Annotated in this window: 6 protein-coding genes; 4 read left to right on the top strand and 2 right to left on the bottom strand. The window is 61.2% G+C overall.

The window, feature by feature from the left end; translation table 11 throughout:
• The first annotated feature begins 226 nt into the window (after positions 1 to 226).
• Positions 227 to 1,846: an FMN-binding glutamate synthase family protein gene (locus M0808_RS13865; RefSeq protein WP_027612095.1), complete on the top strand. Its 1,620-nt coding sequence runs from the start codon at positions 227 to 229 to the stop codon at positions 1,844 to 1,846.
• 6 nt (positions 1,847 to 1,852) lie between these two features.
• Here M0808_RS13865 and M0808_RS13870 read toward each other — a convergent pair whose 3' ends face one another.
• Together M0808_RS13870 and M0808_RS13875 are read right to left on the bottom strand one after the other, a co-directional pair.
• Positions 1,853 to 3,340, bottom strand: a complete 1,488-nt coding sequence (locus M0808_RS13870) for a glucosyltransferase domain-containing protein (RefSeq protein ID WP_247841482.1) — start codon at positions 3,338 to 3,340, stop codon at positions 1,853 to 1,855.
• Positions 3,341 to 3,539: 199 nt separating this feature from the next.
• A complete protein-coding gene (locus M0808_RS13875) occupies positions 3,540 to 4,958 on the bottom strand; it encodes an amino acid permease (protein WP_247841484.1) in 1,419 nt (472 codons plus the stop codon).
• A 624-nt stretch (positions 4,959 to 5,582) separates the two neighbouring features.
• Here M0808_RS13875 and M0808_RS13880 point away from each other — a divergent pair.
• The 3 genes from M0808_RS13880 to M0808_RS13890 all read left to right on the top strand — a co-directional run bounded on the left by M0808_RS13880 (position 5,583) and on the right by M0808_RS13890 (position 14,325).
• Positions 5,583 to 6,041, top strand: a complete 459-nt coding sequence (locus tag M0808_RS13880; protein WP_247841486.1) for a transposase — start codon at positions 5,583 to 5,585, stop codon at positions 6,039 to 6,041.
• A gap of 322 nt (positions 6,042 to 6,363) precedes the next feature.
• Complete coding sequence (locus tag M0808_RS13885; protein WP_247841488.1) at positions 6,364 to 9,477, top strand: transglycosylase domain-containing protein; 3,114 nt, start codon at positions 6,364 to 6,366, stop codon at positions 9,475 to 9,477.
• A gap of 165 nt (positions 9,478 to 9,642) precedes the next feature.
• Positions 9,643 to 14,325: a DUF6543 domain-containing protein gene (locus tag M0808_RS13890; protein ID WP_247841490.1), complete on the top strand. Its 4,683-nt coding sequence runs from the start codon at positions 9,643 to 9,645 to the stop codon at positions 14,323 to 14,325.
• The last annotated feature ends 3 nt before the right edge of the window (positions 14,326 to 14,328 follow it).

Here is a 14,328-nt window from a genome sequence, read left to right on the forward strand (position 1 = left end):
CTTTCCTGTGTCGACAGATTCTCTGTGGTGAGGGGATTCATCCCCGATGGGCTGCGCAGCAGCCCCAAGTCTACGCATGCGGTCTTTCAGTTAAACCGCAGTGAATGGTTTTGGGGCGGCTTCGCCACCCATCGGGGATAAATCCCCTCACCACAATAAATCTCATCAACAGGCCCGCCTGCTGCCACAGGTTTGCAAACCATTGAGTCCGAACCAAGGAAACCGTATGAGCCTGTCACTCCTGAGCCGCTACGCCTTCTTTGCCGTCTGCGTGATTTTCACCCTCGCCAGCCTGCCCTTTCTCGAACACGACTGGCTATGGCCGATCACCGCCGTCACCGGCGTGCTGAGCCTGCTTGGTCTGTTCGACCTGCTGCAGAGCCCGCACGCGGTGCGCCGCAACTACCCGATCCTGGGCAACATCCGCTATCTGGTCGAAGGCATCCGCCCGGAGATCCGCCAGTACCTGCTGGAATCCGACAGCGACGCCCTGCCCTTCTCCCGCGCCCAGCGTTCGCTGGTCTATTCACGGGCGAAAAATGAAAGCGCCGACAAACCCTTCGGCACGCTGATCGACGTGTATCAATCGGGCTTCGAATTCATCGGCCACTCGATGCGCCCGGCGCCGTTGAGCGACCCGAGCGGTTTCCGCGTCACCGTCGGCGGCCCGCAGTGCACCCAGCCGTATTCGGCCTCGGTGTTCAACATCTCGGCGATGAGCTTCGGCTCGCTCAGCGCCAACGCCATCCGCGCGCTGAATCAGGGCGCCAAGCTCGGCAACTTCGCCCACGACACCGGCGAAGGCAGCATCAGCCCGTATCACCGGGAACACGGCGGCGACCTGACCTGGGAACTGGGCAGCGGCTACTTCGGCTGCCGCACCAGCGACGGCCGTTTCGACCCGGAGCGCTTTGCCACCCAGGCGCAGAACCCGCAGGTGCGGATGATCGAAATCAAGATGAGCCAGGGCGCCAAACCGGGCCACGGCGGGATCTTGCCAAAACACAAGGTGACCCAGGAAATCGCCGACACCCGCGGCATCATGATGGGCGAAGACTGCATCTCGCCGTCACGCCACAGCGCGTTTTCCACGCCAATCGAAATGATGCATTTCATCCAGCAACTGCGTGAACTGTCCGGCGGCAAACCGGTGGGCTTCAAGTTCTGCCTCGGGCATCCGTGGGAGTTCATGGGCATCGCCAAGGCGATGCTGGAAACCGGCATCCTGCCGGACTTTATCGTGGTCGACGGCAAGGAAGGTGGCACCGGCGCAGCGCCCGTGGAGTTCACCGACCACATCGGCGTGCCGATGCGCGAAGGCCTGTTGTTCGTGCACAACACCCTGGTCGGCCTGAACCTGCGCGACAAGATCAAACTCGGCGCCAGCGGCAAGATCGTCAGCGCCTTCGACATCGCCAGCGTCCTGGCCATCGGCGCCGACTGGGCCAACTCGGCACGCGGTTTCATGTTCGCCATCGGCTGCATCCAGTCGCAAAGCTGCCACACCAACAAATGCCCGACCGGCGTCGCCACCCAGGACGCTCTGCGCCAACGCGCCCTCGTCGTCCCGGACAAGGCCCAGCGCGTCTACAACTTCCACCGCAACACGCTCAAGGCGCTGGCAGAAATGCTCGCCGCCGCAGGCCTTGAGCATCCGTCGCAACTGTCGGCCAAGCACCTGGTGCGCCGCATGTCGGCAACCGAGATCAAACTGTTTTCGCAGCTGCATGTGTTTCTGAAACCGGGGGAATTGCTCACGGGTGAGGTGAATGGCGAGTTCTATTCGCGGATGTGGCAGATGGCGCGGGCGGACAGTTTTGAGCCGCAGGAAGTGGCGGCAGCCTGAGCGTCGTCACCAACTGAGCAGGCGGTGAGGCGGCGGCTCTTTCATGACGATGAAACCGTAATCGCCAATCAGGTAAATCCGGTAATACAGGCTGTCCACCAGCGCTGGAAACCCCTGATAGCCGACGCGGGTGGCATTGCGCCGCTCGCGTTCGGCGACCACGTTGGTAATGCCTGCTGACGGCAGATTTTCCGCGAGCATGAAGTAGTCGACGTTGAGCAAATACTTCAGAACCGGTAGCCGTTTGAATGAACCGGTCGCACTGGCCAGCCAGCGCTCGGAGTAGCTCACCGAGAGATAGATCCGCTTGGCTTCACGCAACTCGCGATGGGCGGCGATGTCGTGGCTCAGGCTGTACAGCGCGCTGTTGGCGAAGGTTTTCTGCAGACTCAGCACCCGGCCATACGCGAAGGACAGCGAGAGAGTCGCCAGCAGCGCAATGATCAGCAGCAAGGGCAAGCGACGGTGCGCGGATGCCAACGCAACGTGAGACAGATAGAACAACCCCAGCAACAACACGCCGAACCCCATCAGGGTGCGCGCGCCCTCATTGAAATCACGGAACAGCAGCGTGATCCCCGGCACCAGCAAGACCAGCACTGGCAGCGTCAGCAAGCACAGCAACAGGGTTGACCAACGGTTCTGGCGGTACTGAATCAGGCGCACACTGCCAGCGATCGCACACAACACCAGCGCAGCGAAAACCCACGGGTAGCCGCCGTGAAACAGCAGCGCGACTTTCTCCAGGACCCGAGCGAAATTGATGCCGATCTGCAACAGCGGATCGGCGTCCAGGCTCAACAGATCCGTTTTTCGCAACGTTTCCATGAATGGGTACGCCGTGGCGCTGTAGATCAGGATGCCCAGGCCCGCTTGTGCGAGTTTCCAGCCCAGCATCCGCAGAATCTCCGGCCACTGCGTTCGCCGCTGAACAGCCCTGATCAACTCGACACAACACAGCCCGAGAAACACATTGAAGCTGATCTGATAAAGACCGATTGCCAGCGCCAGCAACGCCGCCGGCACCAGCCAGCGCTGCACCCGCGATGAACCTTCGAATGTGATGGCGTAGATCGCCGCGACCATGCTCAGGGCCATGATCGGGCCGTCGTATTGATAGGACAGATTCTGCAGCAGGAACGGGTTATACCAGAGCGGCAACGGCACCAGACAGCAGGCCAGCGTCGGTTCTGTAAAGTAGTGAAAGGTCAGGCGCGTCAGGGCCAGACTCATCGCTACGACGGCGAGCAACAGCGGCAACGGAAAGATGTTCGGCGCGGCGCCGGTGAACGTCAGCGCTTGATAAAACCAGTCGGCAAACAATCGCCCCTGCCCGGCCCAGGCATTGCCGGCGGCCAGCGTGCGCCAGTTATCGTCGATGTAGGGAAAGTCGGCGAGGATCAGGGGCAGGACGTACAACGCGGTAGCCAGCAGGAAAAACAGCGCGACCTGACGCTGACTGAGTTCTCGTTGGAGAAATGCGCTCGTTCTCATGTGCGCGCCTCGGTTCACTGCCGCGCGGGATTGCTGAGTGATACAGGTTTGAGCCTTGCTTCTGGGTTTGTATCGCTCTTTCAGACCGGCGGTAAAACGGCAAAAGATCGCAGCCTGCGGCAGCTCCTACAAGGTGAATACATGTCCCATGTAGGAGCTGCCGCAGGCTGCGATCTTTTGCTTTTGCTATCGCGCTACATCAAGTGGCCGAACGCACCGCACCCTGCGTTTCACCGGTCGGCTGCAGCTTGAACACGTAGAACAACACGGTCAGCAGCACCAGGAACACCGGCCCCACATATAGCGCCACGCGGGTGTCCGGGAAGTACGCCATCAGGCCGACCACCAGCACCAGAAACGCCAGCGCGAAGTAAGAGCTGACCGGGTACAACCACATCTTGTATTTCAGGCCGGCACGTTCGCTGGCGCTCAGGCCTTTGCGGAATTTCAGTTGCGCCAGCAGGATCATCACCCAAGTCCAGATCGCGCCGAAGGTGGCGATCGAGGTCACCCAGACGAAGACTTTCTCCGGCACCAGGTAGTTGAGCAGCACGCCGATCAGCAGCGCGAAAATCGACAAGAGCAATGCCCGACGCGGCACGCCGTTGGAGGTCTTGGCGAAACCGGCCGGGGCCTGGCCGTTCTGCGCCAGGCTGTAGAGCATGCGCCCGGTGCTGAAGATGCCGCCGTTGCACGACGACAGCGCCGCAGTGATCACCACGAAGTTGATGATGCCGGCGGCGGTCTTGATGCCCAGACGCTCGAAGGTCATCACGAACGGGCTGCCCTGGGTGCCGATTTCGTTCCACGGGTAGATCGACAGGATCACGAACAGCGCGCCGACGTAGAACAGCAGAATGCGCCAGAACACCGAGCCGATCGCATCGGGAATGGTCTTCTGCGGGTTCTTCGCTTCACCGGCGGTCAGGCCAATCATCTCGACACCGAGATAGGCGAACATGACCATTTGCAGGGACATCAGCACACCGGTCACGCCGTTGGGCATGAAGCCGCCGTGGGCCCACAGGTTGGAAATCCCCAGCGCCACGCCGTCGTTGCCGAAACCGAAAGCAATGATGCCGACGCCGCCGATGACCATGGCGATGATGGTGACGATCTTGATCAGGGCGAACCAGAACTCGAATTCACCGAAGGCTTTTACCGCGATGAGGTTGATCGAGCCCATGCTGATCAGCGCCGCGAGGGCCCAGATCCAGCGCGGTACATCGGGGAACCAGATGCCCATGTACACGGCGACGGCGGTGATTTCCGCGACGCAGGTCACCAGCCACAGGAACCAGTAGTTCCAGCCGGTGAGAAAGCCCGCGAGCGGGCCGAGGTAGTCCTGGGCATAGCGGCTGAACGAACCGGCCACCGGGTTGTGCACGGCCATCTCGCCGAGGGCGCGCATGATCACCAGGATCGCCAGGCCGCCGAGAATGTAGGAGAGCATAATCGCCGGGCCGGCCATTTCAATGGCCTTGGCCGAGCCGAGAAACAGGCCGACGCCGATACAGGCACCGAGTGCCATCAGGCGAATATGCCGTTCGCCGAGTTCGCGTTTAAGCGGGCCGCCGTGAGCGGTCTCGCCATGGGGCAGGTGATTGCCGACTGGCATAGGGATACAACCTCGTCTTGTTATTGGATATGACCACCGTGTGTCGAAGCCTCGACCGATAGGCCTCAGCTTACCGACACCGCGCCTGCTTCGTGGGCAGACACGTCATGCAGGACCCTGCCTGCAAGATCAGCGGGGCGTGCAGTATAGAAAGCTTGTCACAGGGCTTTTCACTCTATAAGTGACAACATTCAGCTAGAAGTCTCGGCAAAAAGCCGCTTTGCGGAGAGATATTACCTGATATGCGTAGGAATATTCACCACAAAAAATCCCGGCGAGTATTGCACGATGATGGTGCACCGTCATGGCCCTGCTTTGGTGGTCTTGAAGATTAAAGAGCTCTAAACCGGTACTCCTCAGTTCATATGGCCTATTGCGTTGAAAGCTTTCTGTGGTGAGGGGATTTATCCCCGATGGACTGCGCAGCAGGCCCAAGCTCTTAAAATGTGATCACCCTTGGTCAGGGCCGCTTCGCGCCCCATCGGGGGTAAATCCCCTCGCCACACGTGACGTCAATATTCCCCGCCCCGCCTGAAAAACGAAAATTCCTACGGCATTTACAGACCCGGCTCAAGTAATTCGCCACTAGCCTTCAGACCTGATTACTGAACGCAGGGAGCGAACATGCCAGTCAAACCAAATACTTACCGTCTTCGTTTAGGCCGACATTCCGAAACAGACCGAGCCTATTTCGTCACTTCAGTGGTGTATGACCGCCACCCCGTATTTTCCGACTGGCGCACAGGCCGATTATTGGTTACAGAGTTCCGCCACGCCCATGAACAAGGCTTAGTGGAGTCCATCGCCTGGGTGGTCATGCCTGATCACTTTCATTGGTTGATGCAGTTGAAAAGCGACAACCTTGGCACAGTCATTGGCGCGGTAAAGGCGCGCTGCACCCAAGCCGTTAACAGGAAAACCGGTCGGCGCGGTCGATTGTGGCAAACCGGTTTCCACGACCGCGCTATCCGTGATGGTGAGGACTTGAAACCATTCGCCCGGTACATCATCGCCAATCCGCTACGGGCGGGATTGGTAGAGCGGATTGGCGACTACCCGCTTTGGGACGCCTGCTGGCTCTAGGTCCATTACCTAAACTCAATCATGTCAATTCATCTGTGGTCAGGAGATTTGAATGTGGTGAGGGGACTTATCTGTGGCGAGGGGATTTATCCCCGATGGACTGCGCAGCAGGCCCAGCTATTAAAATGCGTAGCCCCTTGTTCAGGGGCCGCTTCGCGCCCCATCGGGGATAAATCCCCTCACCACAGTTAACCTCCACTCAAAATAGCCAGCGACTCCAGTTTTGTTCAGATGGCTTCACCGCACTTTTTTTTCCCCATCACCAACCACCGTCTAAGCTTCAGTCAAGTCCGATCAATCTGCGTGAATGGATCAATCGACTATGGGCGCTTTGTGGCAAACCGATTCGAGTAAAGCCGTGGTTCCGACTGAACGTGTGGATGAAGCGCCTGTTCCCCCCCAAAAACGCCGCAGCCGGCATGGCTGGAAGGCGTTCTGGTTATTGCTGCTGATTATCGCCATCGTGGTGGGTCTGGCCGCGAGCAAGGAGATGCGTACCTCGCGTTTCCAGTCCCGGGAGCTGAGCCAGTACGCCGCCTCGCTCAAATATCAGTTGGAGCCCGGCCCCAGCGAAGCGATCCGCTATCCGGGCAACGGGCCGTTCGATCTGCGTCTGGGCTACAGCTCTCTCGATGAATTCCTGCCACGCCTGCTCAAGCGCAATTACGTGATCACCGAGCAGACACGATTTTCACCCGCGCTGCTGAGCTACACCGACAAGGGCCTGTTCGTGCCCTATTCGGAAAAGATCCAGGCCGGGCTGTCGATCACCGATTGCCGCGCTGCGCCGTTGTATCAGTACAAGTACCCGCAGCAGCTGTATTCGAGTTTTGCGGCGATTCCGCCGGTGGTGGTCAGCAGTCTGCTGTTCATCGAAAACCGCTTTCTGCTCGACCCCAAGCAACCGCTGGCCAACCCGGCGGTGGACTGGCCGCGCTTCGGCATGGCCGCGTGGTCGCAGGTGGCGAAACTGCTGCACCTGCCGGGGCAATCGGCGGGGGGCAGCACCCTGGCGACGCAACTGGAGAAGTACCGGCACTCGCCCGATGGCCTGACGGTGTCTGGCGCCGAGAAGATCCGTCAGATGATTTCCGCCAGCGTGCGTGCCTATCAGCCCGGCCCGGAAACCCTCGGCGCGCGGCAGAACATCATCCGCGACTACCTCAACAGCGTGCCGCTTTCCGCTGTACCGGGGCACGGTGAAGTACACGGCATGGCTGAAGGTTTGCGAGTCTGGTACGGCAGCGATTTCAACCAGGCCAATGCACAGCTGAACAGCCCGGCCACCGATCCGAAAACCATGGCCGACAAAGGCCTGGCCCTGCGCGAAATGCTCTCGCTGATGATCGCCCAGCGCCGCCCTTCGCATTACCTGACCAAGGGCCGCGAAGAACTCGCCGACCTCACCGACAGCCACTTGCGCCTGCTCAAACAGGGCGGCGTGATCGACAGCGCGCTGGCCGATGCCGCACTGGCGAGCAAGGTCACTTACCGCGACTGGCAGACCCAGCCGACCCTTCAGCCGATCGAAACCAACAAGGGCATCAGCGTCGCCCGCAGCCGTCTGGCGAGTATGCTCAACCGTCCGCTGTACGACCTTGATCGCCTCGACCTCTCAGCCACCAGCACCTTGCAGGGCGAGTTGCAGACCCAGGCCACCGATTACCTGAAAAAACTCGCCGACCCCACGTTTGCCGGGCAGATCGGCCTGATTGGCGAACGCCTGCTCACCCCCACCAGCACCACCCAGGTGCGCTACAGCTTCACCCTGTTCGAACTGACCCCGGACGGCTCGCGGGTGCGCGTGCAGACCGACAGCACCGACCAGCCGTTCGACATCAACGAAGGCAGCAAGCTGGAGCTCGGCTCGACGGCGAAGATGCGCGTGCTCACCACTTACCTGCAGATCATCTCCGAACTGCACGACAAGTACGGCGCCATGAGCGTGCCGGAACTGAAGAAGGTCGAAGTGCCGGATCAGGACCGCCTCAGCCAATGGGTGATCGACTACCTGATCCAGAACAAGGATCACGATCTGTCGAAAATGCTCGGCGCCGCGCTCGACCGCAAATATTCGGCCAGCCCCGGCGAGGCGTTTTTCACCGGTGGCGGCCTGCATGTGTTCCACAACTTTCGCAAGGAAGATAACGGCCGCCTGCCGACCCTGCGCGATGCGCTGCGCGAGTCGATCAACCTGCCATTCATTCGCCTGATGCGCGACGTGGTGCGCTACGTCACCTACTCCGGCCCCAACAGCAGCGCCGAACTGCTCAAAGACGACCGCGATCCGCGACGTCAGGAATACCTGGCCAATTTCGCTGACCGCGAAGGCACCTCGTTCCTGCTCAAGTTCTGGAAGAAGTACAAGAACAAGGACACCCAGGCGCGCCTCGACACCTTCCTCGACAGCATGCGCCCGACCCCGATCCGCATGGCCGCGGTGCATCGTTATCTGCTGCCCAATGCCAGTCAGGAAGACTTCAACAGCTTCGTGCGCGCGCACCTCAAAGGCGCCAAGCTCACCGAGAAACTCACCGACGATCGCCTGATCCGGTTGTACGACGCCTACGGCCCGGGCACCTACGATCTGCCGGATCAAGGCTTCATTGCCAAGGTCCATCCGCTGGACCTGTGGTTGATGGGCTATCTGCTGCACAACCCGGACGCCACCTTCAGCCAGGTGGTCAAGGCCAGCCAGTTCGAGCGTCAGGAAGTCTATAGCTGGCTGTTCAAGAGCAAGCACAAGGGTGCCCGTGACAGCCGCATCCGCACCATGCTCGAGATCGAAGCGTTCCTGGAGATTCACCAGCGCTGGCAGAAAGTCGGCTATCCGTTCGACCATCTGGTGCCGTCGCTGGCCACCGCCATCGGCAGCTCCGGCGATCGTCCTGCCGCGCTGGCCGAACTGATCGGCACCATCCTCAACGACGGCGTGCGCATGCCGACCCTGCGCATCGACAGCCTGCACTTTGCTGCAGACACCCCGTATGAAACGCGTCTGACCAACGACCCGCATGTGGGCAAACGGGTGATGCCATCGGAGGTCGCCACGGCAATGCGCGAGGCGCTTTCACAAGTGGTGGACTCGGGTACGGCGAAACGGGTGTCCGGCAGTTTCAAAACCGCCGACGGCACCCCGCTGGTGATGGGCGGCAAGACCGGCACCGGCGACAACCGCATCGAAGCCATCGGCTCCGGCGGGCGCATCCTTAGTTCGAAGTCGATCAACCGTACCGCGACCTTCGTGTTCTACATCGGCAACAACCACTTCGGCACGCTCACCGCGTTCGTCCCCGGACGCTCGGCGGAGAACTTCAAGTTCACCTCGGCACTGCCGGTGCAAGTGCTCAAGGGCATGGCGCCGATCCTTTCGCCATACCTGCAACCGGGCACGCACACGATGTGCCAGGCGCCGGAGGTCACCGCCGCCCGCTAAGCCACGAAAGCAGCGTGGCGTGGTGGTAACTGTGTATTTTTCACTCCGTGTTTTTCGAAGGCTCCGTACGCAACCCCGGCGCTTTCAACCGGGTATTTGCGCTTTTTTCACCCTCGGTCCTTGCCTAGGCTGATCGTTCCATTTTTGATCAAGGACGATCCAGCAATGCCCACCCTTTCCCCGCAGGGGCAACCGCCACGCACGGCGCACCTCGTCTCACCGGATGTCAGTGTTCATTATCAGACGATCGAAAAAGCCATCCCGGCCTGGCTGCGCGCAAGCTCAGCAAAGCGGGTCAATGAATTGCAGCTGCACCGACTGAAACTGCCGGCCTGGTATCAAGAGGTATCGGACGCCGAACATCGGCGTCTGCAACAGCAGATGCAAAATGCCTGGAAAGCACAAAACGACGTGGACAAGGCCTTGAGCAGCCTGCAAGACGTCTACGCCTTCGCCAAACCGTTATTACAGCAGGCGTTGCGACAGCGCTTCGGCGTCGAGGACGACGTCGAGAACACCTGGCTGCGCCTGTACGCCCCCGTCAACAGCGCGTGGTGGGCCCATGACTTTGCCGGTGCAACCACCAGCCGGACCGTCTCGCTGCTCGACGCTGCATTGCATAATTTCTCCCGTGATGAAGCGTTCAGTTCGGACTCGGAGTTCATCACCCGCCCCGATGCCAACGGCCACTTCACGGTCAGGCCGCTCAAGCACAATCTCAGTATCGAGCAGTTCAAGTCACTGTGCCGCGAGCTGAATATCGGCGCCCGATACGAGCAGCATCTCAACGATTTTCTGCGCTCGGGCAACCGTGTGGCCCGCCAGGTTTTGCAGTACCGGGTCATCTTCAGTCAGAAAAGTACATTGAGCGTCTGTGCCCAGTTGGCTCTGGCAAAAAAGGACATTGACCGCGACGCCTACGAGGTCATTCAGGGCATGCTCGATGACCGGCGCAACCTGCGCTGGCGCGGGCGTGCCATCAACTACTACAACCTCGCCATGATGGATACGGCGCTGACCGGTATCACCCTCATCGCCCCCGACGTGGACACCGCCAACGCCCCGGTCCCGGTGATTGCCTATGTGCCCCACGACCCGGAACACCCGCTCAAACAATACCCCTCGGCGCTGGACTTCATGGCGGAACTGACGCGGCAACTGCGCGACCGCGACGCTGCCGGCAGCTATCAGCGGTTTTTCAGCCAGTTCGTCAACCATCAGCAACGCGGGCATTTTTTTGCAGGGTTGAACGCCCGCCTGAGCATCGTGAAATGGCACGCCGTACCGCCGGGAACCCACCTGCCCAGTTGGCGCGAAACGCCTGTGGATCACCCCGACCTGCGCTTTCGCCTGACAAAAATCCAGGACGACCGCGATACCCGTTACACCGGCAGTCTCTGGGCTTACTTCCACCAGCAGAAGCTCAACAAGATTTTCAATGACGCCCGGGAGATCGCCATTTCCACCGAGTACGCCGACCGCATGGCCCGCTGGGCCTGGTGGGACAATCTGGGGAAAATCCTCTCGGATATCTTCAACGTGGCGCTGCTGGTGGTGACCCCGCTGGTGCCGGGGCTCGGCGAATTGATGCTGGCCTACACCACGTATCAACTGCTCGACGGCGTCTTTGAAGGCATCGTCGACATGGCCGAAGGGCATTTGGCCGAAGCGGGTGAGCAAGCCATTGGCGTGCTGCAAAGCATCGTCCAGCTCGGCGCCTTCGCCGCTGGCGCCAGCCTGGGACGTGTCGCACGGGTCAAGCTGTCGTCGTTTGTCGAAGGCCTGAAACCGGTGCAGTTGGCCGATGGCCAGACCCGCCTGTGGAATCCGGATCTGGCGCCCTATCGCCTGCCGGAACAGACCCTGCCGAGCCCGGCCCGCCCCGATGCGCACGGCGTTCATACGCTGGGGGACAAACACCTGCTGCGCCTGGATCAACACCTGTTCGAGGTGACCAAGGATCCGGCTTCCGGGAAACACCGCCTGCGCCATCCGCGACGTCCCCGGGCCTACGCACCGACGCTTGCACACAACGCCGACGGGGCCTGGGTCTGTGAAACGGAAAACCCGCGTCTGTGGGACGGACCAAAACTGATGCGACGCATCGGCCATCGCACCGATGGTTTCAGCGACGCGCAACTGGAGCACATGCGCCTGCTGACCGGCACCGACGAGGACATGCTGCGCCGCATGCATGTGGACAACACCCCGCCGCCGCCATTGCTCAGCGATACGCTGGATCGACTTGGCCCGGCGCGGCCGGTGCAGCCCGACGCGCCACTGTCGCCGGCGGCCAGCCAGGTGCTGGTGGATTGTCCACAGTTGACGCCGGTTCTCGCCGAACGGGTGGTGTCCCATGCCCGGCCGCTGGAACAGCAGCAAGCCACGACGCAACGCCGTCTGCCCTTGCGTTTGCGCACGACCGCCCGCGAGGTGCAGTTTGAATTGCAGTCCGTGCGCGCCGCCCAGGGTTTGCAGCAGGAAGCCCTGAGCAATATCGACAGCGAACGGCTGATCCTCGGCGCGCTGCGGCATTACAGCGATACTTTCGGGGCGCTGCGGATTGAAATCCGTGAAGGCACGTTCGATGGCGAGTTGCGCTGCGAAGCCGGTGCTGCGGTCGCCGAGCGCGTCCGGGTGCTGGTGCGGGTCGCTGCCGATCGCTATCAAGTGCGCGATGGCGCGGACCTGCCGATCCACCCCGCCAGTGGCCTGTACGAGGCAATCCTGCAGGCGATCAATCACGAAGGCCGCAGTGCCCTGGGGTATCGAACCGACGACATCGAACCGTTCAAACAGTGGATCATCGCCAGAACCCAGGCCCCCAGCGAGCGGCGCACGCTACTCGCCAGTCCGCCGATCCGCCCGATCGCTGAATACAACACCCTGTTTCTGGTACGCGGGCCGGGCCTGAGCCGCAATGCCGCCACGCTGGAGCAACGCATCCAGGATCTGCATCCGCATTTCAGCCCGAGCGAGGTCGAAGCGTTTGCCAATGCCCTGACCGAACGCGGCGAGCCGCTCAAGGCCATCGAGGCACATGAAGATGAACTCGATGAACTGCGGGTCATCGTCCATCGCTGGCGCTATCAGCAACCGGAGAGCTGGGGGCCGGGCAGTCAGGGGTTCCGTGACGGTGGCGGGCTGCATATCTACGAAAGTCTGCTGAACTGCTTCGAACGCAAAAACGCGCACCTGGGCAACCGCACCGATTCGTCGGCCTATGCGCTGGACCTGTCGCTGGAACTGCTCTCCACGGATCTGGAAACCTGGTGGGCGAAACGTCCGCCGCTGAAGAAGTTTCTCGACAAGGTCACGCTGCTCAATCTCGACAACGCGCGGTTTTCCCCCGACGCCAACGGCCTGCTCAAAGACTTTCCGAACGTGGTCGAGCTGAGTGCCAAATACTGCGAGCTGACGCGCTTGCCGGAACGCATCGGGAGCACGATGCCCCGCCTCGAACGTCTGCGTCTGAACAATAACCACATTGTGCTGGACCGCGCCGCCGTCGAACGGCTGGGCAGCCTGACCTACCTCGAAGTGCTGAGAATGGACGACAACCCGCTGGGGCTGTCGCCTGATCTGTCGCGCATGCCGCGCCTCAAGGTGGTGGCGCTGAAGAACACCGGCCTGACCACCTGGCCTGACGGCATTCTGGCCAAGCCTCGGCCACGCGGTCTGCTGCTCGATCTGCGCGGCAACCCGCTGACGGTAATCCCCGACGTGCCGAGCGGTTCCGATGGGCAATGGCTGGTGGCGCGCACGCGTCTGGACGTCGCGGCCCTGTCTGATCTCAACCAGTTGCGTTACCAGGACAGTCGCCGTTCGATGGCACTGCCACCGGAGCCGATCATGCCGGTCGCCATCCCGGGCACCTCGATCATCTCCAACTATGGCGCCGATTACTGGTCCGACGTGCCGGGCTGGGGCATTGATCGCGAAACACCGTGGACAGAGCTGGTGGAAGATCCCATGGCCGCACCGTTCATGGCGACGTTGCTCAGCGTGCGTGAGTTTGCCGATTTCCGCGCTGGCGGAACGGCGCGCGAGCAGTTGATGCAACGCGTCTGGCGCATGCTCGACGCCGTGCACGTCGACAGTCGCTTGCGCGAAAAACTGTTCACCATGGTGGTGGCGCCGGTGGACTGCGCCGATGCCGGTACGCAGCTGTTCAACCACATGGGGGTGAACGTACTGGCCTACGAGGCGCATGCCTATTCGGTCGAGCCGAAGGAACTGGAACTGAAGCTGGTGACGCTGGCCAAAGGCGCGGCGCGCCTGGAACAGGTCAACGAAATCGCCCGGGCCGATGTCGCCAGCCGTGGCGGCAATCCCGACGACGTGGAAGTTTATCTGGCCTACCAGACCGGCCTGGCCAAACGTCTCGGCTTGCCCTGGCAGTCCGAGGGCATGCTGTACCGGGCGGTGTCCGGCGTCACTGACGCGATGATCGATCAGGCCTGCGACACGGTACTGGCGCTGGGTGAAGGTGATGGCCTGGTCAACCAGATGCTTGAGCTCGACTTCTGGAAAGAGTATTTGAGCGAGCGCTATCCCGTGCGCCTGGAAAGCAACAAGCGTCTGTTCCAGCACCGCTACGAAGCCCTTGAATCGCTGCGCGAGATCCAGCGCCAGTGGGTGCAATCGACCGTGGCCGAGGAACGCGCAGCCTTGCGCGAACAGCTCAAGACGTTGATGAACGATCTGCCGGCGCCGGCAACCGTGGTGTTCAATGAAGAACCGATCAGCGACGCGCTGTTCGAGCGGCTGCTGGTCGATCTGGCGGATGACGAAAAAGAGCTCGCGCGTCGCCTGACCCGTGAAGCCCTGACCCGCGCCGGGCTTTGATGA

This window comes from Pseudomonas sp. MWU12-3103b (assembly GCF_023100615.1).
GTDB lineage: Bacteria > Pseudomonadota > Gammaproteobacteria > Pseudomonadales > Pseudomonadaceae > Aquipseudomonas > Aquipseudomonas putida_A.

Excerpts from the sequence above, each read along its gene's own strand:
- M0808_RS13865 (WP_027612095.1), top strand. The coding sequence starts at position 227 with ATGAGCCTGTCACTCCTGAGCCGCTACGCCTTCTTTGCCGTCTGCGTG.
- M0808_RS13870 (WP_247841482.1), bottom strand. The coding sequence starts at position 3,340 with ATGAGAACGAGCGCATTTCTCCAACGAGAACTCAGTCAGCGTCAGGTC.
- M0808_RS13875 (WP_247841484.1), bottom strand. The coding sequence starts at position 4,958 with ATGCCAGTCGGCAATCACCTGCCCCATGGCGAGACCGCTCACGGCGGC.
- M0808_RS13880 (WP_247841486.1), top strand. The coding sequence starts at position 5,583 with ATGCCAGTCAAACCAAATACTTACCGTCTTCGTTTAGGCCGACATTCC.
- M0808_RS13885 (WP_247841488.1), top strand. The coding sequence starts at position 6,364 with ATGGGCGCTTTGTGGCAAACCGATTCGAGTAAAGCCGTGGTTCCGACT.
- M0808_RS13890 (WP_247841490.1), top strand. The coding sequence starts at position 9,643 with ATGCCCACCCTTTCCCCGCAGGGGCAACCGCCACGCACGGCGCACCTC.